At 69.9% G+C, this 24,977-nt stretch carries 18 protein-coding genes; 7 read left to right on the top strand and 11 right to left on the bottom strand.

Annotated features, from left to right (window positions below; translation table 11 throughout):
* The first annotated feature begins 169 nt into the window (after positions 1–169).
* The 3 genes from xsc (at position 170) to pta (ending at position 4,725) form a co-directional block, all read left to right on the top strand.
* Positions 170–1,978, top strand: coding sequence for a sulfoacetaldehyde acetyltransferase (gene xsc / locus ACYVKR_RS21315; RefSeq protein ID WP_460482978.1), 1,809 nt, complete (start codon positions 170–172; stop codon positions 1,976–1,978).
* Between the two features lie 244 nt (positions 1,979–2,222).
* On the top strand, positions 2,223–3,680 hold the full coding sequence (locus ACYVKR_RS21310) for an amino acid permease (RefSeq protein ID WP_460482977.1): 1,458 nt from the start codon (positions 2,223–2,225) through the stop codon (positions 3,678–3,680).
* A 58-nt stretch (positions 3,681–3,738) separates the two neighbouring features.
* Positions 3,739–4,725 carry a phosphate acetyltransferase gene (gene pta, locus ACYVKR_RS21305; protein WP_460483199.1) on the top strand — a complete coding sequence of 329 codons (987 nt, stop codon included), beginning with the start codon at positions 3,739–3,741 and terminating at the stop codon, positions 4,723–4,725.
* Between the two features lie 404 nt (positions 4,726–5,129).
* Here pta and ACYVKR_RS21300 read toward each other — a convergent pair whose 3' ends face one another.
* The 8 genes from ACYVKR_RS21300 to ACYVKR_RS21265 all read right to left on the bottom strand — a co-directional run bounded on the left by ACYVKR_RS21300 (position 5,130) and on the right by ACYVKR_RS21265 (position 14,237).
* Entirely contained in the window at positions 5,130–5,990 is an 861-nt protein-coding gene (locus tag ACYVKR_RS21300; protein WP_460482976.1) for an isocitrate lyase/PEP mutase family protein, read from the bottom strand.
* 11 nt (positions 5,991–6,001) lie between these two features.
* Positions 6,002–6,973, bottom strand: a complete 972-nt coding sequence (locus ACYVKR_RS21295) for a Bug family tripartite tricarboxylate transporter substrate binding protein (RefSeq protein ID WP_460482975.1) — start codon at positions 6,971–6,973, stop codon at positions 6,002–6,004.
* 38 nt (positions 6,974–7,011) lie between these two features.
* Positions 7,012–8,205 (bottom strand): 2-methylaconitate cis-trans isomerase PrpF, encoded by a 1,194-nt coding sequence (gene prpF, locus ACYVKR_RS21290; protein ID WP_460482974.1) that lies wholly within the window; start codon positions 8,203–8,205, stop codon positions 7,012–7,014.
* A complete protein-coding gene (locus ACYVKR_RS21285) occupies positions 8,202–8,951 on the bottom strand; it encodes a hypothetical protein (protein ID WP_460482973.1) in 750 nt (249 codons plus the stop codon). Before ACYVKR_RS21285 ends, prpF begins: the two co-directional genes overlap by 4 nt.
* 20 nt (positions 8,952–8,971) lie before the next feature.
* Positions 8,972–11,605, bottom strand: a complete 2,634-nt coding sequence (gene acnD, locus ACYVKR_RS21280; RefSeq protein WP_460483198.1) for a Fe/S-dependent 2-methylisocitrate dehydratase AcnD — start codon at positions 11,603–11,605, stop codon at positions 8,972–8,974.
* Positions 11,606–11,622: 17 nt separating this feature from the next.
* Positions 11,623–12,603, bottom strand: coding sequence for a tripartite tricarboxylate transporter substrate binding protein (locus ACYVKR_RS21275; RefSeq protein ID WP_460482972.1), 981 nt, complete (start codon positions 12,601–12,603; stop codon positions 11,623–11,625).
* 84 nt (positions 12,604–12,687) lie between these two features.
* Complete coding sequence (gene prpC, locus ACYVKR_RS21270) at positions 12,688–13,842, bottom strand: 2-methylcitrate synthase (RefSeq protein WP_460482971.1); 1,155 nt, start codon at positions 13,840–13,842, stop codon at positions 12,688–12,690.
* A complete protein-coding gene (locus ACYVKR_RS21265) occupies positions 13,839–14,237 on the bottom strand; it encodes an acyl-CoA thioesterase (RefSeq protein WP_460482970.1) in 399 nt (132 codons plus the stop codon). Before ACYVKR_RS21265 ends, prpC begins: the two co-directional genes overlap by 4 nt.
* A gap of 121 nt (positions 14,238–14,358) precedes the next feature.
* Here ACYVKR_RS21265 and ACYVKR_RS21260 point away from each other — a divergent pair, with 121 nt between their 5' ends.
* Positions 14,359–15,786 carry a short-chain fatty acyl-CoA regulator family protein gene (locus ACYVKR_RS21260; protein WP_460482969.1) on the top strand — a complete coding sequence of 476 codons (1,428 nt, stop codon included), beginning with the start codon at positions 14,359–14,361 and terminating at the stop codon, positions 15,784–15,786.
* Here the strand turns inward: ACYVKR_RS21260 and ACYVKR_RS21255 are convergent.
* A complete protein-coding gene (locus ACYVKR_RS21255) occupies positions 15,783–16,367 on the bottom strand; it encodes a 4'-phosphopantetheinyl transferase family protein (RefSeq protein WP_460482968.1) in 585 nt (194 codons plus the stop codon). The genes ACYVKR_RS21260 and ACYVKR_RS21255 overlap by 4 nt on opposite strands.
* Positions 16,367–20,431 carry a non-ribosomal peptide synthetase gene (locus ACYVKR_RS21250; RefSeq protein WP_460482967.1) on the bottom strand — a complete coding sequence of 1,355 codons (4,065 nt, stop codon included), beginning with the start codon at positions 20,429–20,431 and terminating at the stop codon, positions 16,367–16,369. Before ACYVKR_RS21250 ends, ACYVKR_RS21255 begins: the two co-directional genes overlap by 1 nt.
* 342 nt (positions 20,432–20,773) lie before the next feature.
* Here ACYVKR_RS21250 and ACYVKR_RS21245 point away from each other — a divergent pair, with 342 nt between their 5' ends.
* The 3 genes from ACYVKR_RS21245 (at position 20,774) to ACYVKR_RS21235 (ending at position 23,513) form a co-directional block, all read left to right on the top strand.
* Positions 20,774–21,691, top strand: coding sequence for a LysR family transcriptional regulator (locus ACYVKR_RS21245; RefSeq protein ID WP_460482966.1), 918 nt, complete (start codon positions 20,774–20,776; stop codon positions 21,689–21,691).
* A gap of 90 nt (positions 21,692–21,781) precedes the next feature.
* On the top strand, positions 21,782–22,762 hold the full coding sequence (locus tag ACYVKR_RS21240) for a Bug family tripartite tricarboxylate transporter substrate binding protein (protein ID WP_460482965.1): 981 nt from the start codon (positions 21,782–21,784) through the stop codon (positions 22,760–22,762).
* Between the two features lie 16 nt (positions 22,763–22,778).
* Positions 22,779–23,513 (top strand): class II aldolase/adducin head domain-containing protein, encoded by a 735-nt coding sequence (locus ACYVKR_RS21235; RefSeq protein WP_460482964.1) that lies wholly within the window; start codon positions 22,779–22,781, stop codon positions 23,511–23,513.
* Positions 23,514–23,564: 51 nt separating this feature from the next.
* On the opposite strand, the gene ACYVKR_RS21230 is transcribed toward ACYVKR_RS21235, so the two are convergent.
* On the bottom strand, positions 23,565–24,977 hold the full coding sequence (locus ACYVKR_RS21230; protein ID WP_460482963.1) for an outer membrane factor lipoprotein domain-containing protein: 1,413 nt from the start codon (positions 24,975–24,977) through the stop codon (positions 23,565–23,567).

The raw sequence follows: 24,977 nt of genomic DNA, 5'->3' as shown, positions 1-24,977 counted from the left end.
GCCCACGCGCCCTGTTCTGGCCCTGTGCGGGGCGCCCACCGCCTGCGCGGCGGGGCGCTGGTTCCTAGGATGCAAGCGTACTGGTTCTAGACAAGCCCCTGTGTCTCCGCAAAAATGACCTCGCATGCAAAATGCAGAACAATTTGTTCCATTTTTTAAAGGAGATGCCATGAGTCAGGATCAACGCACCGTCGTTCAAGGCGTGCAGAAGATGACGCCTTCCGAGGCCTTTGTGGAAACCATGGTGGCCAATGGCGTCACCGACATGTTCGGCATCATGGGCTCGGCCTTCATGGATGCGATGGACATTTTCGCCCCGGCAGGCATCCGCCTGATCCCGGTGGTGCACGAGCAGGGCGCGGCCCACATGGCCGACGGCTATGCCCGCGCCAGCGGCCGCCACGGCGTGACCATCGGCCAGAACGGCCCCGGCATCAGCAACTGCGTGACGGCCATCGCCGCCGCCTACTGGGCGCACAGCCCGGTGGTGATCGTGACGCCCGAGACCGGCACCAACGGCATGGGCCTGGGCGGCTTCCAGGAAGCCAACCAGCTGCCGATGTTCCAGGAGTTCACCAAGTACCAGGGCCACGTGTGCAACCCCAAGCGCATGGCCGAGTTCACCGCCCGCTGCTTTGACCGCGCCATGAGCGACATGGGCCCGACCCAGCTCAACATCCCGCGCGACTACTTCTACGGCACCATCGAGTGCGAGATCCCCAAGCCCATCCGCATCGAGCGCGGCGCCGGCGGCGAGGAAACCCTGAACGCGGCCATCGAGCTGCTGTCCACCGCCAAGTTCCCGGTCATCCTGGCCGGCGGCGGCGTGGTCATGGGCGATGCCGTCAAGGAGCTGCAGGCCCTGGCCGAGCGCCTGGGCGCCCCGGTGGCCACCGGCTACCTGCGCAACGACGCCTTCCCCGCCAGCCACCCGCTGTGGGCCGGCCCGCTGGGCTACCAGGGCTCCAAGGCCGCGATGAAGCTCATCGCCCAGGCCGACGTGGTGATCGCGCTGGGCTCGCGCATGGGCCCGTTCGGCACGCTGCCGCAGCACGGCATGGACTACTGGCCCAAGAACGCCAAGATCATCCAGGTCGAGGCCGACCACACCAACATCGGCCTGGTCAAGAAGATTACCGTCGGCATCAATGGCGATGCCAAGGCCGTGGCCAAGGCCCTGACCGAGCGCCTGGCCAGCAAGACCCTGGCGGCCGACGCCACCAAGGCCGAGCGCGCCCAGACCATCGCCGCCGAGAAGGCCGCCTGGGAGAAGGAGCTGGACGAGTGGACCCACGAGAAGGACCCCTACAGCCTCGACATGATCGAAGAGGCCAAGGGCGAGAAGCCCTTCAGCGGCGGCGAGTACCTGCACCCGCGCCAGGTGCTGCGCGCGCTGGAAAAGGCCATGCCCCCGCGCGTGATGGTCTCCACCGACATCGGCAACATCAACTCGGTGGCCAACAGCTACCTGCGTTTTGAAGAGCCGCGCAGCTTCTTCGCACCCATGAGCTTCGGCAACTGCGGCTACGCGCTGCCGACCATCATCGGCGCCAAGCTGGCCTGCCCCGACCGCCCCGCCGTGGCCTATGCCGGCGACGGCGCCTGGGCCATGAGCATGGTCGAGATCATGACCGCCGTGCGCCATGACATCCCGGTGACGGCCGTGGTCTTCCACAACCGCCAGTGGGGCGCCGAGAAGAAGAACCAGGTGGACTTCTACAACCGCCGCTTCGTCGCCGGCGAGCTTGACAACGAGAGCTTCTCCGCCATGGCCAAGGCCATGGGCGCCGAAGGCATCGTGGTCGACCGCCTCGAGGACGTGGGCCCCGCGCTGCAGAAGGCCATCGACCTGCAGATGAACCACGGCAAGACCTGCGTGATCGAAGTCATGTGCACCCGCGAGCTGGGCGACCCCTTCCGCCGCGACGCGCTGGCCAAGCCCGTGCGCATGCTGGACAAGTACAAGGACTACGTCTAAGTACCGGCCGGGGGGCGCCCGCCCCGGGCCGCTCCCCCGCCATCCTGCCGGGCGCCTGCCGCCCGGGGGGCCCGTCCCGGCCCCGGCGCACTCCCTCCTCCCCGCTTTGCGCCCGCATCTCCATGCGGGCTGGGGAGAGGCTGTGCCCCACACTTCCGCACCTGGCCGCCCACGGCCACGGAAGCAGCGCGCCAGCAGCCACCACCACAAGAGCTGCCGCGAGACGAGCAACTAGGAGACTCCCATGCAAGTCGATTCCTCGACATCCCAACAAGAAGGCGCGGGCGACGCGCTCAAGCACACCCTCAAGCAGCGCCACATGAGCATGATCGCGCTGGGCGGCGTGATCGGCGCCGGCCTTTTCGTCGGCAGCGGCGTGGTCGTCAAGTCGGCCGGCCCGGCCGTGGTGCTGTCCTTCCTGCTCACCGGCTGCCTGGTGATCCTCGTGATGCGCATGCTCGGCGAGATGGCCGTGGCCCAGCCCATCGTCGGCTCGTTCTACCAGTACGCCCGCATCGCCTGGGCCGACAAGCCCAAGGTCGGCGACCTGGCGGGCTTTCTCACCGGCTGGATGTACTGGTACTTCTGGGTCATCGTGGTGGCGCTCGAAGCCGTGGCCGGCGCCGACCTGGTGCGCTTCTGGATGCCCGAGTGGCCGTCGTGGATCATCAGCCTCGTGCTGCTGCTGCTGCTGACGCTGACCAACCTGTTCTCGGTCAAGTCCTTCGGCGAATTCGAATTCTGGTTCGCCTCCATCAAGGTGGCGGCCATCGTGGTCTTCCTGTTCCTGGGCGCGCTCTACGTCTGCGGGCTGTGGCCCGGCGTCAGCGCCAACTTCAGCAACCTCACCGAGCACGGCGGCTTCATGCCCAAGGGCATTGTGCCGGTGCTGACGGCGGCCGTGGCGGCCACGGGCTTCTACTTCGGCGCCGAGATCGTCACCATCGCCGCCGCCGAGACGGCCGAGCCCGAGAAGGCCGTGGCCAAGGCCACGCAGTCGGTCATCACCCGCGTGCTGGTGTTCTACGTCGGCTCGGTGCTGCTGGTGGTCTGCCTGATCCCCTGGAACTCGCAGGGCATCGCCACGCCCTACGTGAGCGCGCTGCAGTCCATGGGCATCCCCTACGCGCCGCACATCATGAACGCCGTGGTGCTGACGGCCGTGCTCTCGGCGCTCAACTCGGGCATCTACGCCTCGTCGCGCATGCTGTTCGCGCTGACCAAGCGCGGCGACGCGCCCATGGCCCTGGCCAAGCTCAGCAAGAACGGCGTGCCGGTGCGCGCCACCCTGTTCGCCACGCTGTTCGGCTACGGCGCCGTGGTCATGTCCTACGTCTCGCCCGACACGGTGTTCGCCTTCCTGGTCAACTCCTACGGCACCGTGGCGCTGATGGTCTACATCTCCATCGCCATCGCCCAGCTGCGCCTGCGCCGCTACCTGGAGCGCACCGCGCCCGAGCGCCTGAAGGTGAAGATGTGGTGCTTCCCGTGGCTGACCTACCTGGCCATCGTCGGCATGGTCGCCATCATGGTCGCCATGGCCTTCATCCCCGACCAGCGCACGCCGCTGGCCCTGGGTTTCGTGAGCCTGGCGCTGCTGCTGGTGGCCTACTTCGTGCGGGTGCGCTGGGGCCAGGGCACGCTGGCCCGCACCCAGCAACAAGAGGCCATCCTGGCCGCACAAAGGAGCGGTCGTGGCTGAAGCACTGACCGCCTCCCAAGGGGTCGAGCTGCTGCCGCCCGCTCTGCTCGGCAACGCGCTGCTGCGCGGCCTTTTCGAGCGCGCCGCGCAGCAGCGCCGCCGCATCGTGCTGTGCGAGGGCGACGACGAGCGCGTGGCCGCGGCCGGCGCGCTGGCCCAGCAGGCCGGCGTGGCCGACATCGTGCTGATCTCGACCCGGCGCACGGACACCGCCAGCCCCGGCGGTCCCCAGCGCCTGCACCCCGACGACCTGCCCGCCGCCGAGGCCGAGGCGCTGGCCCAGGCGCTGTTCGAGCTGCGCCGCCACAAGGGCCTGACGCTGGAGCAGGCGCGGCAGCAGGTGCGCGAGCCGCTGCTGCTGGCCCACCTGCTGGTCGCCACCGGCCGGGCCGACGGCTGCGTCTCGGGCGCCGTGCACACCACGGCCGACGTGGTGCGCGCCGCGATCCAGATCATCGGCAAGCACCCGCAGGCCAGCCTGGTGTCGAGCTTCTTTCTGATGATCACGCGCCCCGGCGCGCTGGCCGGCGCGAGCGACGAGCCGCACGGCCTGATCTTCACCGACTGCGGCCTGGTGGTGAACCCCAGCGCCCCCGAGCTGGTGGAGATCGCCCGCGCCGGCGCGCAGAGCGCGCGCCAGCTGCTGGGCGAGGAGCCGCGCCTGGCGATGCTGTCGTTCTCGACCAATGGCAGCGCCAACCACCAGCTGGTCGACAAGGTGCGCGAGGCGACCGCGCTGCTGCACGCCAGCGACCCGGCGCTGAAGGTGGACGGCGAGGTGCAGCTCGACGCCGCGCTGGTGCCGGACATCGCGCGCCGCAAGGTGAAGGACAGCGCGGTGGGCGGCCACGCCAACGTGCTGGTGTTTCCCGACCTGAACGCCGGCAACATCGGCTACAAGCTGGCCGAGCGCGTGGGCGGCGCCACCGCCATCGGGCCGCTGCTGCAGGGCCTGAGGCGGCCGGCCAACGATCTGTCGCGCGGCTGCAGCATGGAGGATGTGCTGTGTGCGATTGCGGTGACGGCGCTGCAGGGTGGTGATTGAGAAAGCCTGGCTTCATCAAAAATAAGAGCCGCCACCGCTTTTTCACTCTTGGTTTCAATGAATAAACACATTGGAATTCAATAGGAATGAGCGGTAGCAGCTCTCTTTTTTGATTTCCGAGGCCGGGGTTTCGGCCCGGCGGCCGACCTACTTTCTTGCGCGTGCAAGAAAGTAGGCAAAGAAAACGCCCCGACTGTCTGCGACCCCAACGCCAAGGCGTTGGGGCAACCTGTGGCGTGACGTCTGCGGGGTGCGCCGTGGAACTCGACTCCGCGCCAAGGCGCTCCGCTCGAACATCCCCGGCGAGTCAGATAACGAAGCATGCGCGCTCCGACGCGCATGCCACCCCGCAAACGCCACGCCCCAGGCGCAGCCAGAAGGGGTGGGGAGACTGGCCGGGGGCGTCAGGTATAGCGCTTCTCCAGCGCATCCCACTGCGGCTTGCCCACCAGCCGCTGCCGCTCGGCGAACGGCGCCACCAGGCCACTCGATTCCTGCACTTCCTTCTCGTCGCGCAGCACAGTCAGCGCCTTCTGCATGCCGGCCACCGCGCCCTGCAGCGCGGCGTTGGCGTAGAGCACGATGCCGTAGCCCAGCTCGGCCAGCTGGTCGGCGTTGAAGATCGGCGTCTTGCCGCCGATCACCATGTTCATCAGCTGCGGCTTGGCCAGGCGCTGCGGCAGCGCGCGGATCTCGTCGGCGCTGGTCACGGCCTCGACGAAGAGGATGTCGGCGCCCGCCTCAGCAAAGCGCTGCGCGCGCTCCACCGCGGCCTCGAAGCCGTGCGTGGCGGCCGCGTCGGTGCGCGCCATGACGAGAAAGTCCGCGTCGCGCCGCGCATCGACGGCGGCCTTGATCTTGCTCACCGCCTCGTCGGTGGAGATCACCTCCTTGCCCGAGAAATGGCCGCAGCGCTTGGGCGCGACCTGGTCCTCGAGCTGGATGCAGTCGGCGCCGGCGCGCTCGAGCGTGCGCACCGTGTGGTAGACGTTGAGCGCATTGCCGAAGCCCGTGTCGGCGTCGACGAGCAGCGGCACGTTCACCGTGTCGCGGATGCGTGCCGTGTGGTCGGCGATCTCGGCCAAGCCCATGAAGCCCTGGTCGGGCATGCCGAACCACATATTGGTCACGCCCGCGCCGGTCACGTAGATGGCCTCGAAGCCCAGGTCTTCGATGACCTTGGCGGACAGCGCGTTGAACGCGCCGGGCACGAGCACGCCGCGGCGCGCCTCGACCAGTTTTCTCAGTTGCTGCTTGGTATTCATGGTGGCTTGGATCAATCGAGAGAAATGTGGGCGTTGCGGATCACCGGGCCCCAGCGGGTGCGCTCCTGCGCGATGAACTGGCCGTAGGCCTCGGGCGAGCCGCCGACGACGATGCCGCCGCTGCCTTCGATCATCTGGCGGATGCCGGGCTGCTTCAGCGCCTCGTTCACCGCCTGGTTGAGCCTGGCGACCACGGCATCGGGCGTGCTGGCCGGCGCGATCATGCCCAGCCAGTTGTACGATTCGAAGCCTTTGATGCCAGCCTCCTGCAGCGTGGGCACGTCGGGCAGCACCTTCACGCGCTGGCGGCTGGAGACGGCCAGCGCCCGGATCTTGCCGGCCTCAATGGACGGCAGCGCCGAGTAGCCCATCTCGAACATGAAGGCCAGGTGCCCGCCCATCAGGTCGGCCGCGGCCGGCGCGCCGCCCTTGTAGGGCACGTGGGTCATCTCGGTCTTGGTCTGGAAGGCCAGCAGTTCGCCCGACAGGTGGTGCGCGCCGCCCACGCCCGACGAGCCGTAGCTGAGCTTGCCGGGGTTGGCGCGGGCGTAGTCCACCAGCTCCTTGACGGACTTGAAGTCCTGGTTGGGTGCGGTGGTGAGGAACAACGGCGCCTGCTCGATGAGGATGATGGGCTTGAACGCCTTCTCGGCGTCGTAGGGCATCTTCTTCATCAGCATGGGGTTGGTGACCAGCGGGCCCGGCGAGCCAAAGCCGAAGGTATGGCCGTCGGTGGCCTTGGCGATCAGGTCGGTGCCGGTGACGCCGCCCGCGCCGCCGCGGTTGTCCACGATGACGGGCTGGCCCAGCACCTTGCCCAGCGCATCGCCGATCTTGCGGGCGCGCGTGTCGGCAAAGCCGCCCGCCGCATAGGGCACGATGAGCTTGACGGGCTTGCTCGGCCAGGCGTCCTGCGCGCGGGCGGCGGGAAGGACGGCGGCCAACGCGGCGAAGGCGAGCAGGGTGCGGCGGATGGGGTGCATGGAGTCTCCTGGTGAAGGGGCCGGTGGATGGACCATTGTCACCCTGCGAGCACCTCGCCCGGCACGCGCACCCAACCCTCCATCAGGATGCGCGCGCTGCGGCTCATCAGCGCCTTGGTCACCTGCCACTGGCCGTCCACGAGACGGGCCTCAGCGCCCACGCGCAGCGTGCCCGAGGGGTGCCCAAAGCGTACGGCGTTGCGCTCGCCTCCACCGGCCGCCAGGTTGACCAGCGTGCCCGGCACCGCCGCCGCCGTGCCGATGGCCACGGCCGCCGTGCCCATCATCGCGTGGTGCAGCTGGCCCATGGACAGGGCCCGCACCAGCAGGTCGATGCCGGCGGCCTCGACCCGCTTGCCGCTCGACGCGGTGTAGCTGGCCGGCGGCGCGACGAAGGCGATCTTGGGCGTGTGCTGGCGCATCGCGGCCTCGGCCAGATCGTTGATCAGACCCATCTTCAACGCGCCGTGCGCGCGGATGGTTTCGAAGCGCGCCAGCGCCGCCTTGTCGCCGTTGATAGCGCCCTGCAGCTCGGTGCCGATGTAGCCGAGGTCCGCCGCGTTGAGGAAGATCGTGGGGATGCCCGCGTTGATCAGCGTGGCCGCGAAGCTGCCCACGCCCGGCACCTCCAGCGTATCGACCAACTGGCCCGTAGGAAACATCGCTCCGCCATCCTCGCCTTCGTCGGCCGGATCGAGGAATTCGAGCGCCACCTCGGCGGCGGGAAAGCTCACGCCGTCCAGCTCGAAGTCGCCCGTCTCCTGCACCTGGCCGCCCACGATGGGCACGTGGGCGACGATGGTCTTGCCGATGTTGGCCTGCCAGATGCGGATGGTGCACAGGCCGTCCTGCGGAATGCGCGCAGCATCGACCAGGCCCAGGTGGATGGCACAGGGGCCAACCGCGGCGCTCAGGTTGCCGCAGTTGCCGCTCCAGTCGACGAAGGGCTGGTCGATGGCCACCTGGCCGAAGAGGTAGTCCACGTCGTGGCCGGGCCGCGTGCTGCGCGACAGGATCACCGCCTTGCTGGTGCTGGACGAGGCATTGCCCAGGCCGTCGATCTGCTTGCCATACGGGTCGGGGCTGCCGAGCGTGCGCAGCAGGATGGCATCGCGCACGGCGCCGGGCCGCTGCGCAGCCTCGGGCAGGTCGTGCAGCGCAAAGAACACGCCCTTGCTGGTGCCGCCGCGCAGGTAGGTGGCGGGAATGCGGATCTGGGGAAGCATCGTCATTTCCAATGGTCGGGTCCGAGGAAGGGAATGGCCAGCACGAACACCGGCAGGGCCACCGGCGCCAGGGCCGCGCCGAGCATTTCGCCGGCTGCGCCCGCTACCGCCGAGCCCGAGGACGCGGAGGGTGGGTTCGTGCGATCCATGCGCGCCACGATAGGCTGGGGCCAGCGGCTGCGGGCGGCCAGCGCCGCGCGGTCGGGCAGTTGCACCCACTGGCCCTGGCTCTGGAACACCGCGCTGTAGTAGCTGCCGCCGGTGGCGGGCAGCTTGCAGGCCGGGTCCAGCGCAAACTCGTAGTCGCCGTTCGGCGGGCGCGACAGCTTGCGGGTCACGTTGTCGGCAATGGCGGCCTCCTGGGCCGTGACTTTCAGCCGCTGCAGGCCGAACTGCGCGGCCTGCGCCGGCGTCACCTGCTCGGCGCGCAACAGCAGGCCGTAGCGGCCGTCCACCCGGCCCTGGTTGGCCGGGTCTTGCCAGTCCATGCGCAGGTACATGCGCGCGCAGGCCACGGCCGATTGCAGCGGACTGTCCATCAAGGCGCGGTAGGCCCGGAACGGCGCGGCATCCACACGCAGGGTCTGGTCGCCGATGGGCGTGAACAGGTACAGATTCCCGTCGCTGGCGACGAAGGCGCCGTCGAAGGTTTGGATGTACATCTGCCGCCCGGGCCCGCTGGCGCAGCCGGACAGCAGCGCCAGGGCCAATGCTGCCAGGGCGGCGGCGATGAAGCAGGGTGATTTGCTCATATTTTAATAGCTTATCACGCTTACTGCACGGCCTCCACAACCCTGTTTGACTCCAAAAAATCCTGCGCAAAGCGCTGCAGCACGCCGCCGGCCTCGTAGACCGAGACTTCCTCGGCGGTGTCGAGGCGGCAGCGCACCGGCACCGCCAGGTGTTCGCCGCTCCTGCGCTGGATGAGCAGCATGAGCGTCGCGCCCGGCGTGCGCGCGCCGGCCACGTCGTAGGTCTCGGTGCCATCCAGGCCCAGGGTCTTGCGGTTGGTTCCGGGCAGGAACTCCAGCGGCAGCACGCCCATGCCGATGAGGTTGGTGCGGTGGATGCGCTCGAAGCCTTCGGCCACCACGGTTTCCACGCCGGCCAGGCGCACGCCCTTGGCGGCCCAGTCGCGGCTCGAGCCCTGGCCGTAGTCCGCGCCGGCGATGATGATGAGTGGCTGGCGGCGGTGCAGGTAGGTTTCGATGGCCTCCCACATGCGCACGACCTGGCCCTCGGGCTCGATGCGCGCGAGCGACCCCTTTTTCACCACGCCGTTGACCACGGCCATCTCGTTGACCAGCTGCGGGTTCGCGAAGGTGGCGCGCATGGCCGTGAGGTGGTCGCCGCGGTGCGTGGCGTAGGAGTTGAAGTCCTCCTCGGGCAGGCCCATCTTTGCGAGGTATTCGCCGGCCGCGCTGTCCGGCAGGATGGCGTTGGATGGCGACAGGTGGTCGGTGGTGATGTTGTCCGGCAGCAGGGCTAGCGCGCGCATGCCTTGCAGCGTGCGCGGGTTCGCGGCCAGCGCGCCGACGCCCTCGGTGTCCCAATAAGGCGGGCGGCGGATGTAGGTGGACTGCGCGCGCCAGCCGTACTGCGGCGCCACGCGCTCGCCATCACCCGCGCGGATGGCGAACATGGGCTCGTACACCGCGCGGTACTGGCTGGGCTTCACGGCGGCCTGCACCACGGTGTCGATCTCCTCGTCGCTGGGCCACAGGTCCTTCAGGCGGATCTCGCGGCCATCGGCCACCGTGAGCACGTCGTTCTCGATGTCGAAGCGCACCGTGCCGGCGAGCGCATAGGCCACGACCAGCGGCGGCGAGGCCAGGAAGGCCTGCTTGGCATACGGGTGGATGCGGCCGTCGAAATTGCGGTTGCCCGAGAGCACGGCGGTGGCGTAGAGATCGCGCTCGATGATCTCCTGCTGGATCTGCGGGTCGAGCGCGCCGCTCATGCCGTTGCAGGTGGTGCAGGCAAAGGCGACGATGCCGAAGCCGAGCTGTTCCAGTTCCTGCAAAAGGCCGGCTTCCTGCAGGTACAGCTCGACGGCCTTGGAGCCTGGCGCGAGCGAGGTCTTGACCCAGGGCTTGCGCACGAGGCCCAGCCGGTTGGCATTGCGCGCCAACAGGCCGGCGGCGATCACGTTGCGCGGGTTGCTGGTGTTGGTGCAGCTGGTGATGGCGGCGATGACGACGGCGCCATCGGGCATGAGCCCTTGCGCCTCCTGCGCGCGCGCCTGGTCCAGGTCGACGGCGATGCCGCGCTCGGCGAGCTGCGAAGTCGGCAGGCGGCGGTGCGGGTTCGACGGGCCGGCCATGTTGCGCACCACGCTGGAGAGGTCGAACTGCAGCACGCGCTCGTACTGCACCTCGGCCAGCGTATCGGCCCAGAAGCCCGCGGTCTTCGCATAGGTCTCGACCAGCTGCACCTGCGGCTCGTCGCGGCCGGTGAGCCGCAGGTAGGCCAGGGTCTGCTCGTCGATGGCGAACAGCGCGGCGGTGGCGCCATACTCAGGGCACATGTTCGAGATGGTCGCGCGGTCGCCAATGCTGAGGCTGCGCGCACCGTCGCCAAAGAACTCGAGGTAGGCGCCCACCACCTTCTGCTGGCGCAGGAACTCGGTCAGCGCCAGCACGATGTCGGTGGCGGTGATGCCCGGCTGGCGGCGGCCGGTCAGCTCCACGCCGACGATATCGGGCAGGCGCATCCACGAGGCGCGGCCCAGCATCACGTTCTCGGCCTCCAGGCCGCCCACGCCCACCGCGATCACGCCCAGCGCATCGACGTGCGGCGTGTGGCTGTCGGTGCCCACGCAGGTGTCGGGGAAGGCCAGGCCGTCCTGCACGTAGACCACCGGCGACATCTTCTCCAGGTTGATCTGGTGCATGATGCCGTTGCCCGCGGGGATCACGTCCACGTTGGCAAAGGCCTTCTTCGTCCATTCGATGAAGTGGAAGCGGTCCTCGTTGCGGCGGTCCTCGATGGCGCGGTTTTTCGCAAATGCCTCGGGGTCGAAGCCGCCACACTCCACGGCCAGCGAATGGTCCACGATGAGCTGCACCGGCACCACCGGGTTCACGGCCGCCGGGTCGCCACCCGCTTGGGCAATCGCATCGCGCAGCCCGGCCAAGTCGACCAGCGCGGTCTGGCCCAGGATGTCATGGCAGACCACGCGCACCGGATACCAGGGAAAGTCGATGTCGCGGCTGCGGCCGATCAATTGGCCCAGGTAGGCGTCGAGCCGGGCCGGGTCGGCGCGGCGCACCAGGTTCTCGGCATGCACGCGGGCGGTGTAGGGCAGGCGCGCCCAGGCGCCGGGCTGCAGCGCGTCGACGGCGGCGCGCGCGTCGATGTAGTCGAGGCCGGTGCCGGGCAGCGGCTGGCGGTGGAGGGAAGTCATCGTGGGGGTGAGCAGGCTCATTGGCTGTGGATATGGTTGTCGCGCACGACCTTGCCGTAGCGCGGGATCTCGGCCTTGATCAGCGTGCCGAACTGGCCCGGCGTGCCGCCCGCGGGCGATACGCCGGTAGGCTCGAGCTGCGCGATCAGCGCCTTGGACTGCAGGCCGTCGTTGAGGGCATCGTTGAGCGTGGCCAGCACGGCGGGCGGCAGGCCCTTGGGGGCCACCAGGCCGTGCCAGGCGACCACGTCGTAGTCGGGCAGGTTGCCGGCCTCGGCCACCGAGGGGATGTCGGGATAGGCCTGCAGGCGCTGCGCCGTGGTGACGGCCAGCGCACGCAGCTTGCCCGCTTTCACGTGCTGCATCAGCGCCTCGGTGCCGGCCACCAGCATGTCCACGTTGCCCGCCAGCAGGTCGGTGACCGCCGGCCCCGTGCCCTTGTAGGGCACGTGCGTGGCCTTGACGCCGGCCATGCCGAACAGGTACTCGGTAACGATGTGCAGGTGGCTGCCGTTGCCGGCCGATGCGAACGTGAGCTTGCCCGGGTTCTGGCGGCCGTAGGCCAGCAGCTCGTGCAGATTGCGCGCCGGCACATTGGCGTTGACGCACACCACATACGCGCCCTTGGAGAGCTGGATCACCGGCGTGATGTCGGCCACCGGGTCGAAGCGCAGCTTGTACAGCGCGGGGTTCACGGTGTAGCTGCCCGCCACCAGCAGCAGCGTGTAGCCGTCGGCCGGGCTGCGCAGCGCCAGCTCGGTGCCCAGCGTGCCGCCCGCACCGGGGCGGTTCTCCACGATGGCGGACTGGCCCAGGCGCTCGCCCAGCAGCGTGGAGGCGACGCGCGCGATGAAGTCCGATCCGCCGCCGGGCGCAAAGGGGCACACGATCTTCAGCGGCCGGGACGGGAACCGGTCCTCGGCCCGGAGCGCGAAGGGTGCGGGCAGCGCCAGGCTGGCGAGCGCGGCGTGGAAGCGGCGGCGGTTGAATGCGGTCATGGCGGTCTCCGGATCAGCGTCGGGACCCTCACTGTAAATCGCGCCTGGCATCGCTGCGTAAAGCCGCGTCATCCCGCTGCAGGCTCAGGCCCGCTCGTCCAGCGGCACGAAGCGCTGGTCTTCCGGGCCGGTGTAGTTTGCGCTGGGGCGGATGATCTTGTTGTCCACCCGCTGCTCGATCACATGCGCGGCCCAGCCGCTGGTGCGCGCCACCACGAACAGCGGCGTGAACATGGCCGTGGGCACGCCCATCATGTGGTAGCTCACCGCGCTGAACCAGTCGAGGTTGGGGAACATCTGCTTCACCTCCCACATCACGGCCTCCAGCCGCTCGGCGATGTCGAACATGCGCGTCGATCCCGCCGCCTCGGACAGGCGTTTGGCCACGCCCTTGATGACCCCATTGCGCGGATCGCTCACCGTGTAGACCGGGTGGCCGAAGCCGATCACCACCTCCTTGGCCGCCACGCGGCGGCGGATGTCGGCCTCGGCCTCGTCGGGGTTGGCGTAGCGCTTCTGCACCTCGAAGGCGACCTCGTTGGCGCCGCCATGCTTGGGGCCGCGCAGCGCGCCGATGGCGCCGGCAACGGCCGAGTACATGTCGCTGCCGGTGCCGGCCACCACGCGGGCGGTGAAGGTGGAGGCGTTGAACTCGTGCTCGGCGTACAGGTTCAGCGAGGTATGCATCGCACGCACCCAGGCATCATCGGGCTTGGCGCCATGCAGCAGGTGCAGGAAGTGGCCGCCGATGGAGTCGTCGTCGGTCTCCACCGCGATGCGCTTGCCGTTGTGGCTGAAGTGGTACCAGTACAGCAGCATCGAGCCCAGCGAGGCCATCAGCCGGTCGGCGATGTCGCGCGCACCGGCCAGGTTGTGGTCGTCCTTCTCGGGCAGCACGCAGCCCAGCGCCGAGACGCCGGTGCGCATCACGTCCATCGGGTGCGCGGCGGCGGGCAGGGCCTCCAGTGCGCTCGTCACCGCGTCGGGCAGGCCGCGCAGCGCCTTGAGCTTGGCCTTGTAGGCGGCCAGCTCGGCGCGCGTGGGCAGCCTGCCGTGCACCAGCAGGTGGGCGATCTCCTCGAACTCGCAGACCTCGGCGATGTCGAGGATGTCGTAGCCGCGGTAGTGCAGGTCGTTGCCGGTGCGGCCCACGGTGCACAGCGCGGTGTTGCCGGCCGTCACGCCGGACAGGGCCACGGATTTCTTCGGTTTGGCGAGGGTGGAAGGCACGGCGTTCATGCGATGGACTCCTTGTCTGAATCGTTGGAATGGATGGCGGCGGGACGGCCGGCGGCATCCACCGCGACCATCTCGAACACCGCCTTGAGCACCTCCTCGGGCGCCACGCGCGGCAGCCCGGCCACCGCGCTGACGCAGACCGTCATCGAGCTGGTGCCCACGCGGCTGACCCAGGCGCGCAGCACCAGCTCGCAGCCCAGCGGTGCGGGCGCGAGAAAGTCCGCCTGCGTGACGCGGGCCATCACCACCTCGCGCTGCGCGAGGCGCCGCGCCGCGAGGAAGGCCGCCTTGGCCAGCCACTGCAGGCCCTGGCCGGCAAACAGCGTGTGGCGGTGGTTGGCATGCGCGGGCAACACCAGTTCGTGCAGCTCGGCTATTGCGGAGGGGTTTGTCATGATTCGCAATTTACGCAAAATACCGGGGAGTCGCCAGCACTGAAAAGGCGAATGTTTGCGAATGAAATCCCGGCAATTTGCGAATTTTGCGAATCACCGGAATCAGCATGGAGAGCATCGGATGAGCAAGACTTTCATGGGCGTGCGCCTGCGCAAGCTGCGCAGCGAGCGCGGCCTGTCGCAGATCGCGATGGCCCAGGCGCTGGGCCTGTCGCCCAGCTACCTGAACCAGCTGGAGCAGAACCAGCGGCCGCTGACGGTGAGCGTGCTGCTCAAGATCCACCGCACGCTGGGCGTCGACATCCAGCAGTTCTCCGAGGACGAGGAGGCGCGCCTGATCGCCGGCATGCGCGAGGCGCTGGCCGATGCGCCCGAAGCCGTCGCGCTGCCCGAGCTGCAGGAGGTGGCCTCGCAGATGCCCGCGCTGGGCCGCGCCCTGGTCGCGCTGCACCGCCGCCACCTGCAGGCGATGGAGCGCCTGGAAGGCATGAGCCAGCACCTGGGCGAAGACCGCGCCGACGGTGCCCCAGCACCGCCGAACCCGGTGCGGGCCATGCCCTTCGAGATGGTGCGCGACTTCTTCTTCGACGGCCGCAACCACTTCGATGCGGTGGACCGCGCCGCCGAGGACTGCGCCCAGCAGGCGCAGGACCAGGGCGGCCCGCTGCTCGCCTGGCTGGAGCAGCGCCTGTCCGCGCGCCATGGCGTGCGCGTGCAGCGCGCCGACGCCCCCGGCCACAAGCGCCGCTACGATCCCGCCACGCGCACCCTGCACCTGTCGGCCCTGCTGGAGCCGGGGCAGCAGGCCTTCCAGCTGGGCACGCAGCTGGCGCTGCAGGAGCAGGGCGAGCTGCTCGACAGCCTGGTCGACGCGGCCCCGTTCGCCGGCGACGCGGCCGCGCGCCGGCTGGCGCGCATCGGCCTGGCCAACTACTTCGCCGGTGCGCTGCTGCTGCCGTATGGCCGCTTCCTGCAGGCGGCCGAGGCGCTGCGCTACGACATCGACCTGCTCAGCCAGCGTTTCGGCGTGGGCTTCGAGACCGTGTGCCACCGCCTGTCCACGCTGCAGCGGCCGCATGCGCCGGGCGTGCCCTTCTTCTTCGTGCGGGTGGACCGCGCGGGCAACATCAGCAAGCGGCAATCGGCCACGCACTTCCACTTCAGCCGCACCGGCGGCACCTGCCCGCTGTGGAACGTGTACGAGGCCTTCAGCCAGCCCGGCCGCATCGTGCCGCAGCTCGCGCGCATGCCCGACGGCCGCGCCTACCTGTGGATCGCCCGCACCGTCACCCGCGCCGGCCAGGGCTGGGGCACGCAGGGCCAGACCTTCTCGCTGGGCCTGGGCTGCGACATCCGCCACGCGCCGCGCCTGGTCTATGCCAAGGGCCTGGACCTGGCCGACCCCGATGCCGCCACGCCCATAGGCATGGGCTGCAAGGTGTGCGAGCGCGCCCACTGCCCACAACGCGCCTTCCCCTTCGTCGGCCAGCCGCTGGACGTGGACGAGAACCAGAGCCGGCTGGCGCCGTATGGGGTGGCCGAGCGCTAGGGCCGCCAGGCGATGGCAGCCGCATGCGCAGCGCCCAACGGCACCTCTGCGCTGCGGATGCCCGCCAGCCGCGCCTCCAGCTCCCCGCTCCACTCCACCAGCCCCAGGCCTGCGCATTTGAGGCGGGCCTCGTGCTGCGTCCAGGCCGTTGCGAATGCTTCCAAAAAAAGAGCTTCTTGCGCAATACCAATAAGCGCTAAAGCCGTTTTTGACTTCAAAAACAGCCGCGCCACCCCTTCCAACTCGCAGCGCGGCGCGCCGGTGTCGATGGCCTGGATGTCCACGCCCACCGGCCCCGACCAGTGCCAGGCCAGCAGCGCCAGCCCCGGTGCATGGCTGATGGAACAGTGCGGCGCAGCCAGCTGCTCACCGCGCCGCAGCAGCTGCGGCGCCTGGCCGCGCTGGTTGGTGATTTGCAGCTCGCCCTCGTCGCAGCCCAGCCCGGGCGCCAGGCAGGCGCGCAGCGCGGCGCGGGCCTGCAGGCGGGCCTGGTCGCGGTCGATGGACAGGCCCTGCACCAGCCGCACCTGCGGCGCGCCGGCGTCCTGCCAGCCCGCGAAGGTGCAGGGCCGTACCTGCATCAGGCGCGGGCCGGGGCTGCCGGCGCGCCCTCCCAGCGGGTGCGGGCGGGCAGGGCCTCGCCCTTCATCACCAGGGTCAGCGGGCCCAGCTGCACGCCGTCGCCCACGCTGGCGCTGTACAGCACGGTGCAGCGCGCGCCCAGGGTCACGCGGCTGCCGATGCGCACGTGGTCGACCTTCATCACCCGGTCCTCGAACAGGTGGGTCTGCGGGCAGCACAGCGCGTTCAGCTCGCTGTGCGCGCCGATGGTGACGCAGTCGTGCTCGGTGATGTCGGTGGTGTCCAGCCAGGCGCTGGCGGCGATCTTGCTGCCCATCAGGTTCATGGCCAGCGGCAGCCAGGGCGTGCCACGCAGGTAGCGCAAAAAGTTGGGCACCGCCATGCCCTCGTACATGTTGGTGGTGGCCTCGGAGAGCCAGACGAAGGGCGTCCACATGGGCACGGCCGTCTTGCCGTAGCGCCGCACGGTGAGCCACTTGAACAGCGCCACCAGGAAGAAGGCCACCATGCCGAAGATCACGCCCGCCACGGCCAGGTCCACCACCACGTCGCCCCAGCGGCCCTTGGAGGCCAGCGGCATCGCGTCGAGCACGATGGCGTAGCCCACGGCGATGACCAGTGCATGCGGCGCGGCGATGCGGAAGGCCTCGACCAGGCCGCGGCCCAGGCGCCGCCAGGGCGAGGGCGCGAAGGTCAGGTGCTCGGGGTAGCCCTGGGCCACCTCGCGCGCCGGCAGGTTGATGGCGGGCGAGCCCAGCCAGGTGTCGCCGCTCTTCATGTCGGCGTTGCGCGGCACGGCGGTCAGCACGCCGATGAGCACGTTCTCGGGGATGGTCGAGCCGTCGGGCACGTAGGCGCCGTTGCCGATGAAGCTGCGGCGCGAGACCACCGTGGGCTTGACCGTCATCCAGCCGCCGTCGATCAGCTCGTCGCCCAGCATCACCGCATCGGCGACGAAGCACTCGTCGCCCAGCGTCAGCATGTCGGGCACCACGCCCAATGCGGTGGACAGCTCGGTCTGCCTGCCCACCTTGGCGCCCAGCAGCCGGTACCAGGTGGAGGAGTACACCGTGGCGTAGATGCCATGCAGCGTGGCCAGGCTGGCCTCCTGGATCTGGTTGACCATCCACTTGCCGAGATACCGGCCGCTGTGCACCGACCAGGTACCGGCCCGCGTGCGCGGCAGGAACAGGTAGCGCACCAGCGCCGCCACCAGCACCGTGCAGGCCACCAGCACCGCACTGGACGGCAGCGCCAGCACGAAGAACTTGAGGAAGCGCAGGACGAACGCGCCCACCGCGTCCACCACGCCGTGCTCGAGCAGCGGGCGGATCGAGATGGCCTCGATGTCGAGCACGTCGATCAGCATGAAGGTAGGGAACACCGGCATGAAGAACAGCGTGGCCACCAGCAGGCCGCCGCCCAGGAAGACCAGCATCTCCCAGGCCAGCCGCGCCCGGCCCACAGGCTGGCGCGGCGGCAGGCCTGCGGGATCGAACGGCCCCTTCTCGCGTGCCGGCGAGCCGGCCCACACGGTGCGCACGGGCAGCTCGGCGCCGTCGGCCAGCGCCGACTGGCCTTCCAGGTGCACCCAGTCGCCCAGGCGGGTATTGCCCTCGACCACCACGTACGAGCCTATGCAGACCTCGTTGCCGATGGCGATGCGGCCCAGCACCAGCTCGCCGCCTTCGACGCGGGCGTTCTCCAGGTTGACCGCGTTGCCTATGCTCGCGCCGTCGCCGATCACGAGCAGGTCGTGCGCGCGTACCGTCATCGAGCCGAGGTTGGTCTCGCTTCCCACCTTCGCGCCCAGCGCGCGCAGCCACAGCGGGTGCAGCGATGAGCCGGTGATCATGGCGATGGGCACCGCCTCCACCAGCCGGTCGGCAAACCACCAACGGAAGTAGGTTAGCCCCCACAGCGGGTAGCGCCCGGGCTTCAGCCGCCCGGTCACCAGCCATTTGCCGGCCCAGGCGATGGCGAACTCGGCCAGCGTGGCGATGGCGAACGCCAGCACCGACATGGCCACGGCGAACCCCACGGAATCGGCCTCGTCGCCGGTGAAGAAGTGGTAGGTGAAGAACGGCGCCAGCCACTGCGCCATCTTGATGAGCACCAGCAGCGGGATCGCCACCGCCTGCGCCGCGCCGCAGCGCCAGCGCCGCCACGCGGAGTGGATGCGGAACGGCCGCTCGGCCGCCGCTGCCCCGCCCTGCTGCATGCCCGCCTGCAGCGCCTCGGCGATCGCGCCCACGCGGCGCTGCTGGTAGATGGTGCTGACCGTGGCCTGGGCAAAGCGCTCGTCGGCCCGCAGCAGCGAGGTCAGCCGCGCCGCGAACAGCGAGTGCCCGCCCAGGTCGCCGAAGAAGTCCAGCGCGCGGCGGATGGGCTGGCCCGGAAACAGCTGGGCCAGCGCGGCGAACAGCACTTCCTCGGCCGGGGTCTCGGGCGTGTCGGAGTCGGACAGGTCGACCACGGTCGACAGCGCCAGGGCCTTGAGCGCCTTGCGGTCGATCTTGCCCGAGGTCAGGCGCGGCATCTCGGCCAGCGCCTCGAAGCGCGCCGGCACCATGTAGGGCGGCAGGCGCTCGGCCAGCGCACTGCGCAGCGCGGTGTGCGTGGGCGGGGCTTCGGTGGGCACGTAGAAGGCCACCAGCTGGTCGATGCCATCGTCCTTGCGCAGCAGCACCGCGGTGGTGCCCACGCCCGGCTGCTGCGCCAGCACGGCCTCGATCTCGCCCAGCTCGACGCGGAAGCCCCGGATCTTGACCTGGTCGTCGGCCCGGCCCAGGCAGTGGATCTGGCCGTGCTCGTCGATGCGCGCCAGGTCGCCCGTGCGGTACAGGCGCGTGTCGTGCGGGCCGGCGGGCCAGGGGTTGGCGAGGAATTTCTCGGCCGTCAGCTCGGGGCGGCCCAGGTAGCCGGCGGCCACGCCGGGGCCAGTGATGCACAGCTCGCCGACCTCGCCCTGCGGCAGGCCGACCAGCGTGGGCGCGGTGCCGGCCGGAAAGCTGTCGGCCTCGATCACCTGCACCACCACCAGGCTGTAGCCCGGCAGCGGCGTGCCGATGGTCACCGGCTCGCCGGCCTTCAGCTCGGCCAGGCTGGCCGACACCGTGGCCTCGGTGGGGCCGTAGGTGTTGAACATCTGCCGCGAGCCGTGGGCCCAGCGCGCCACCAGCGATTCCGGGCACATCTCGCCGCCGAGGTTGATGAGGCGCAGGTTGGGCACGTCCTGCGCGAACAGCGCCAGCAGCGTGGGCACGGCGTGCAGCACCGTCACCTGCTGCTCGATCAGCGCGCGCGGCAGCGCCTCGGGGTCGCCGGCGATCTCGCGCGGCGCCAGCCACAGCGTGGCGCCGACGAGGTAGCTGATCCAGATCTCCTCGAACGACATGTCGAAGGCCACCGAGAAGCCCTGGTAGACCTTGTCGGTCTGGCGCACGCCAAGCCGCGCGTTCTCGCTGCGCAGGAAGTGGCAGATGCTGCCCTGCGTGATGGCGATGCCCTTGGGCTTGCCGGTGGAGCCGCTGGTGTAGATCACATAGGCCGGGTGTTCGGGCAGCGCGCCTTCGCGGCGGCGCAGCACGGTGCCGGCAGGCAGCGGCGCGAGCAGTTCGGTGTCGGTCAATATCTGGGCCGAAATGCCTTCTTGCGCTTGCAGCACCTGCACCTGGCGCTCTGCTATCAATAGCGCACTGGCAGCGGCGTCCTCCAGGCAGACGGCGATGCGCTCGGGCGGGGTCTCGGCGTCGAAGGGCAGCCAGGCCGCGCCGGTCTTGGCGATGGCCAGCTGCAGCGTGAGCAGCTCGATGCCGCGCGGCAGCCACAGGCCCACCATGTCGCCGGGGCGGATGCCGGCCTCGATCAGCCGGTGCGCGGCGCGGCTGGCATCGGCATCCAGCTCGGCGTAGCTGCGCTGGCGCGCCTCGCCGCCCTGCCCCTCGATCAGCGCGGTCTGCTCGGGATGGGCATAGGCGGTGGCCTCGAAGATGTCGGCCAGCACCTCGTGGCGCAGCAAATCTGGCCGCTCGGGCCCGCGCAAAACAACAGTGTCAGACATACCATCAGCGGCTGACCCGAATGCAACCGTGCACCCGACGTGGCGGCGCCGCTCTTTTCAGCCCGCCATTATTGAGCGGCGCGGCCCGTATTCCACACGGCGCGGCCCGCTTCGCGCCGCGCGTTGCGCAATATTTACATTGGCGGCGCGGGCCGGTGTTGCAATACTACGGTAATGATAGCTATTCGCGCTTTCTGCATAAGCGCTGGAGGCTATTTTTGCTTTGAACCTGGCGGCGCCTGCCAGCCGCCCTCCTTGCCGCGCCCGCAACCTAGAATGCCAGAAGGCAATGCAGATCCAGCCCATCACGCTATTTTTTTTATAGCCAAAAAAACAACCGCCATGCCCCTATCCCCCGCCGACGCCGACCGGCTGCTGCGCGCCTTCGTGGCCGTGGCGCGCGCGGGTTCGCTGGCAAGCGCAGGTTTTGCGCTGGGTCTCACGCCAGCGGCCGTCAGCCGGCAGATTGCCGCGCTGGAGACCCGGGTAGGCGCCAAGCTGTTCGATCGCCATGGGCGCGGCATGCGGACCACTTCGACGGGCGCGCAATTGCTGCGCCAGGTCAGCGCGGGCTTCGACCTCCTGGATGCGGCGCTGGTCGAAGCCCAAAGTGCCGAAGGCCAGCGCCAGGCCCAGGTGCGTATCGCCTCGGTGAATACACTGGCAGCCTATCTGCTGCCAGAAGTGGCGCGCCGCGTCCGCGATCACCATCCACAGCGCAGGCTGCAGCTGCTCAACGCCAGTTCGCCCGACGTGGTGGAGCTGGTGGCTCGCGGCAATGCCGACCTTGGCCTGGTGTACGACCTGGCCGTGGACACCGGCGCCGTGCATGTGCAGCGCCTGTTCTCCGAGGATATCTGCGCCTTCTGCCGCGCGGACGCGCACCTGCCCGAATCCATCGACGGCGATGCCCTGCGGCAGCAGCCCCTGATCGTGCCACCCCGGCCCTATGCGCTGCGCCGGTTGCTGGACCGGACCTTCGGCGCCGGCCTGAAGCCCATGATCGAGAGCAACTCGGTCAGCCTCTCGCTCGAGCTGGCCGCGCAGGGGCTGGGCCTGGCCCTGCTGCCGACGCGGCTGCCCGAGGCCATGGTGCGCGCGCAGGGGCTGCGGCGCCTGCACATCACCGGCGTGGACCTGTGCCGGCCCGTGGTGCTGATCCACCGCCCCGCCTCCGCCGAGCTGCCGCCCGCCGTGCGCGAGACCATGCATCTCATCCAGGCCTGCACCGCCGCATGGCGCCGTGCCGACGAGCCTTGATGCCAGCGCAAGGCTGAGTTGAATTTTCCCTGCTCCGCCAGAGGAGGCCGCCGCTAGAGTCCGTTCACCACAAGACCACGGAGACACCTCATGCGACGGCAATTTCTCAAACCCCTGCTGGCCTTGGCCGCGGCAAGCTTGCTGGCGCCTGCCCTGGTGCAGGCCGAACCCAAACCCATACGCCTGGTGCTGGGCCAGGCTGCCGGCGGTGCCGTCGATACCGTGGCGCGGGCGCTGGCCGAAGCGCTGAGCCAGGAGCTCGGCCAGCCCGTGGTGGTGGACAATCGCCCCGGCGCGGGCGGCATGCTCGCCGCCGAGCTGCTGGCCAACGCGCCCGCCGACGGCCACACGCTGGGCCTGCTCGACGTGGGCTCCGTCGTGGTCAACCCGCTGCTGCAGAAAACCGTGCGCTACGACGTGAGCAAGGACTTCGCCCCGCTGGGCTCCGTGGCGCGCATTCCGCTGGCCATGGTCGCCCACCCCTCGCTACCCGTCGCCAGCCTCCGGGAGCTGACCCAGCTCGCCAAGGCCCAGCCGGACAAGCTCAGCTATGCCTCCTCGGGCGTCGGCAGCCCGCCGCAGTTCACGTTCGAGAACTACAAGCGCCAGGCAGGCGTGGCCATTTCGCACGTACCCTACCGCGGCGGCGCGCCGGCCCTGGCCGACGTGGTGGCCGGCCACATTCTGCTGACCGTGGTGGACACCAACCTCGCCAGCCAGTACCTCAAGGACGGCCGCATCAAGGTCCTGGCCGTGGCTACGGCCCAGCGCAGCCCGCTGATGCCGCAGGTGCCGACCTTTGCCGAGGCCGGCTACCAGATGTCCGACTTCGTGCCCTGGGTCGGCGTGCTGGCGCCGCGGAAGACCCCGGCCGCCACACTCCAGCGCCTGGAGGACAAGCTGCAGCACGTCACCGCCAGCACGGCCTTCGCGGCGCGCATGGCGGCGATCGGCTTCGATGCCGCCCCCGGCAGCGGAACGGCGCTCGCACAGCTCGTGCAAGCCGACCGGCAGCGCTACGGCGCCCTGATCCGCAGCCAGGGCATCCAACTCGACGACAGCGCACGCTGAACCAGGAGCACGACCCATGGAAACCACCAAGACCCTCGCTCTCGATGAAATTGCCAGCGGCCTGGGCCAGGATCTGGCCGAGCAGTTCGCGGATGCCTGCCGCATCCTGCACGCCCAGGGCCACGGCGCCGGCCTCGCCGGCCAGCTGACGCTGCGCGACGGCGACTCCAACCGCATGTACACGCTGGCGCTGGGCCAGGGCTTCGACGAAGCCACGCCCGACGGTGTCCTGCTCGTGGACGAGCGTGTGAACACCTTGCGCGGCACCGGCAGGGCCAACCCTGGCGTGCTGTTCCACAACTGGATCTATGCGCGCTACCCCGAGGTCCGCTCCATCGCCCACACCCACCCGCCCGCGCTCTCGGCCCTGTCCATGCTGGGCCGGCCCATGCCGGTGGCGCACATGGATGCGGCCATGTTCCACGACGACTGCGGCTTCCTCGGCCGCTGGCCCGGCGTGCCGACCGGCGACGAAGAGGGGCAACTGATCGCGCAAGCGCTGGATGGCAAGCGCTGCGCCTTCCTGGTCAACCACGGCATTGTCTGCACCGGGCGCTCGCTGCAGGAGGCGATCTACCTCAATGTCTTTGCAGAGCGCAATGCCCGCATGGTGCTCGATGCGCTGGCCGCTGGCGCTATCCAGCCCGTGGAGCCCGCTGCCGCGGCCGAGGCGCATGACTTCCTGCTGCAGCCGTCCATCGTCAACGCCACTTTTGCCTATTGGGCGCGGCAGGCCCGGTGTCCGGGGTAAGCAGACTACAAAATAGATAGCTATTCGCGCTTTCTGCATAAGCGCTGGAGGCTATTTTTGCTTTGAATCCGGCGGCGCCTGCCAGCCGCCGCCCAGCGCCTGGTACAGCGCCACGCGGTTCTGCAGCTGGCTCTGGCGCAGGTTGATGACCTCGATCTCGGTCTGGTAGAGGTTGCGCTGTGCGTCGAGCTGCTCCAGGTACGAGGAGTAGCCGGCCTGGTAGCGGTCCTGCGCGTAGCCGAGGGAGCGCGCCAGCACCTCGCGGCGGCGCGTGGCGCCGTCGAGCTGCTCCTGCAGGCGCAGCGTGCCGACCAGCGCGTTCTCGACCTCGGCGAAGGCATTGAGCACCGCGCCGCGGTAGGCGTAGGCGGCCTGGTCGCGTTGGGCCGTGGCGGCGTCGTACTGGGCGTCGAGCCGGCCGCCGTCGAACAGCGGCGCGAGCACGCTGGCGCCCAGGCTCCAGACCTGGATCGGGTCGTAGTGCAGCGCATTGGCATACAGCCCGCCGAGGCTGGCGCTGAGCTGCACCGACGGCAGGAAGGCCGCGCGGCTGGCGCGCAGGTTGGCGTCGCCGGCGGCGAGCTGGGCCGCGGCCTGCGCCAGGTCAGGCCGGCGCGCCAGCAGCTCGGACGGCAGCATCCCCGGCACCGGCGGCAGCACCAGGGCCTGGAACTGCCCGGCCAGGGCCGCGCCATCGGCTTCGGTCCCGGCCGCCGCCGGCAGCTCGCCGGCCAGCAGTTGCAGCGCATTGCGCTGGCGGCTGATGGCCAGGCGCAGCGCGGGGATCTGCTGCTGCACCGCCTCGAACTCGGACTCGGCCTGCGTGAGCTGCAGCCGCGAGATGTAGCCGTGCGCCTGCTGGTCCTGCGCCAGCACGAGCGCCTCGCGGCGCAGTTCGGCGGTCTTGCGCGTCTGCGCCAGCTGGGCCTCGCGCGCCATCAGGTCGATGTAGGCCTGGGCGGTGGCGGCGGCCACGCTGAGCGCCACCGCATCGCGGTCGGCCTGGCTGGCGCGCAGCTGCCAGTCGGCGGCGCTGCGCCGGTCGGCCAGCCGGCCCCATAGGTCGGGTTCCCACGCGGCCTGCAGCTGCGGCTGTGCGGTGCGGCTGGTGGTGATGCCGGCGGCGGTGAGCGTGTGGCTGGCGCCCACGCTGGCGCCGGCGTTGAGCACCGGTGCCAGCGTGGCCTCGGCCAGCGCGAGCTGGGCGCGCGCCGCCGCCACGCGGGTGCCGGCCAGCTGCAGGTTGGCGTTGTGCGCCAGCGCCGCGTCCACCTGGCGGTTCAGCCCGGCGTGGCCGAAGCCTTCCCACCAGCGCGCGGCCAGCGGGATGGACGAGGCCGCCGCGGTGCTCCACGCGGCGGGCGCTTCGACGCGCGCATCCTCGGGCACGGCGCGCGGCGCCGGGGCGCAGGCGGCGAGCAGCAGCGCGGCGGCGCAGGCAGGGGCAATGGCAGTCAGGCGCAT

The organism is Comamonas humi (genome assembly GCF_054782535.1).
This window is presented reverse-complemented; position numbering and strand designations above follow the sequence as displayed.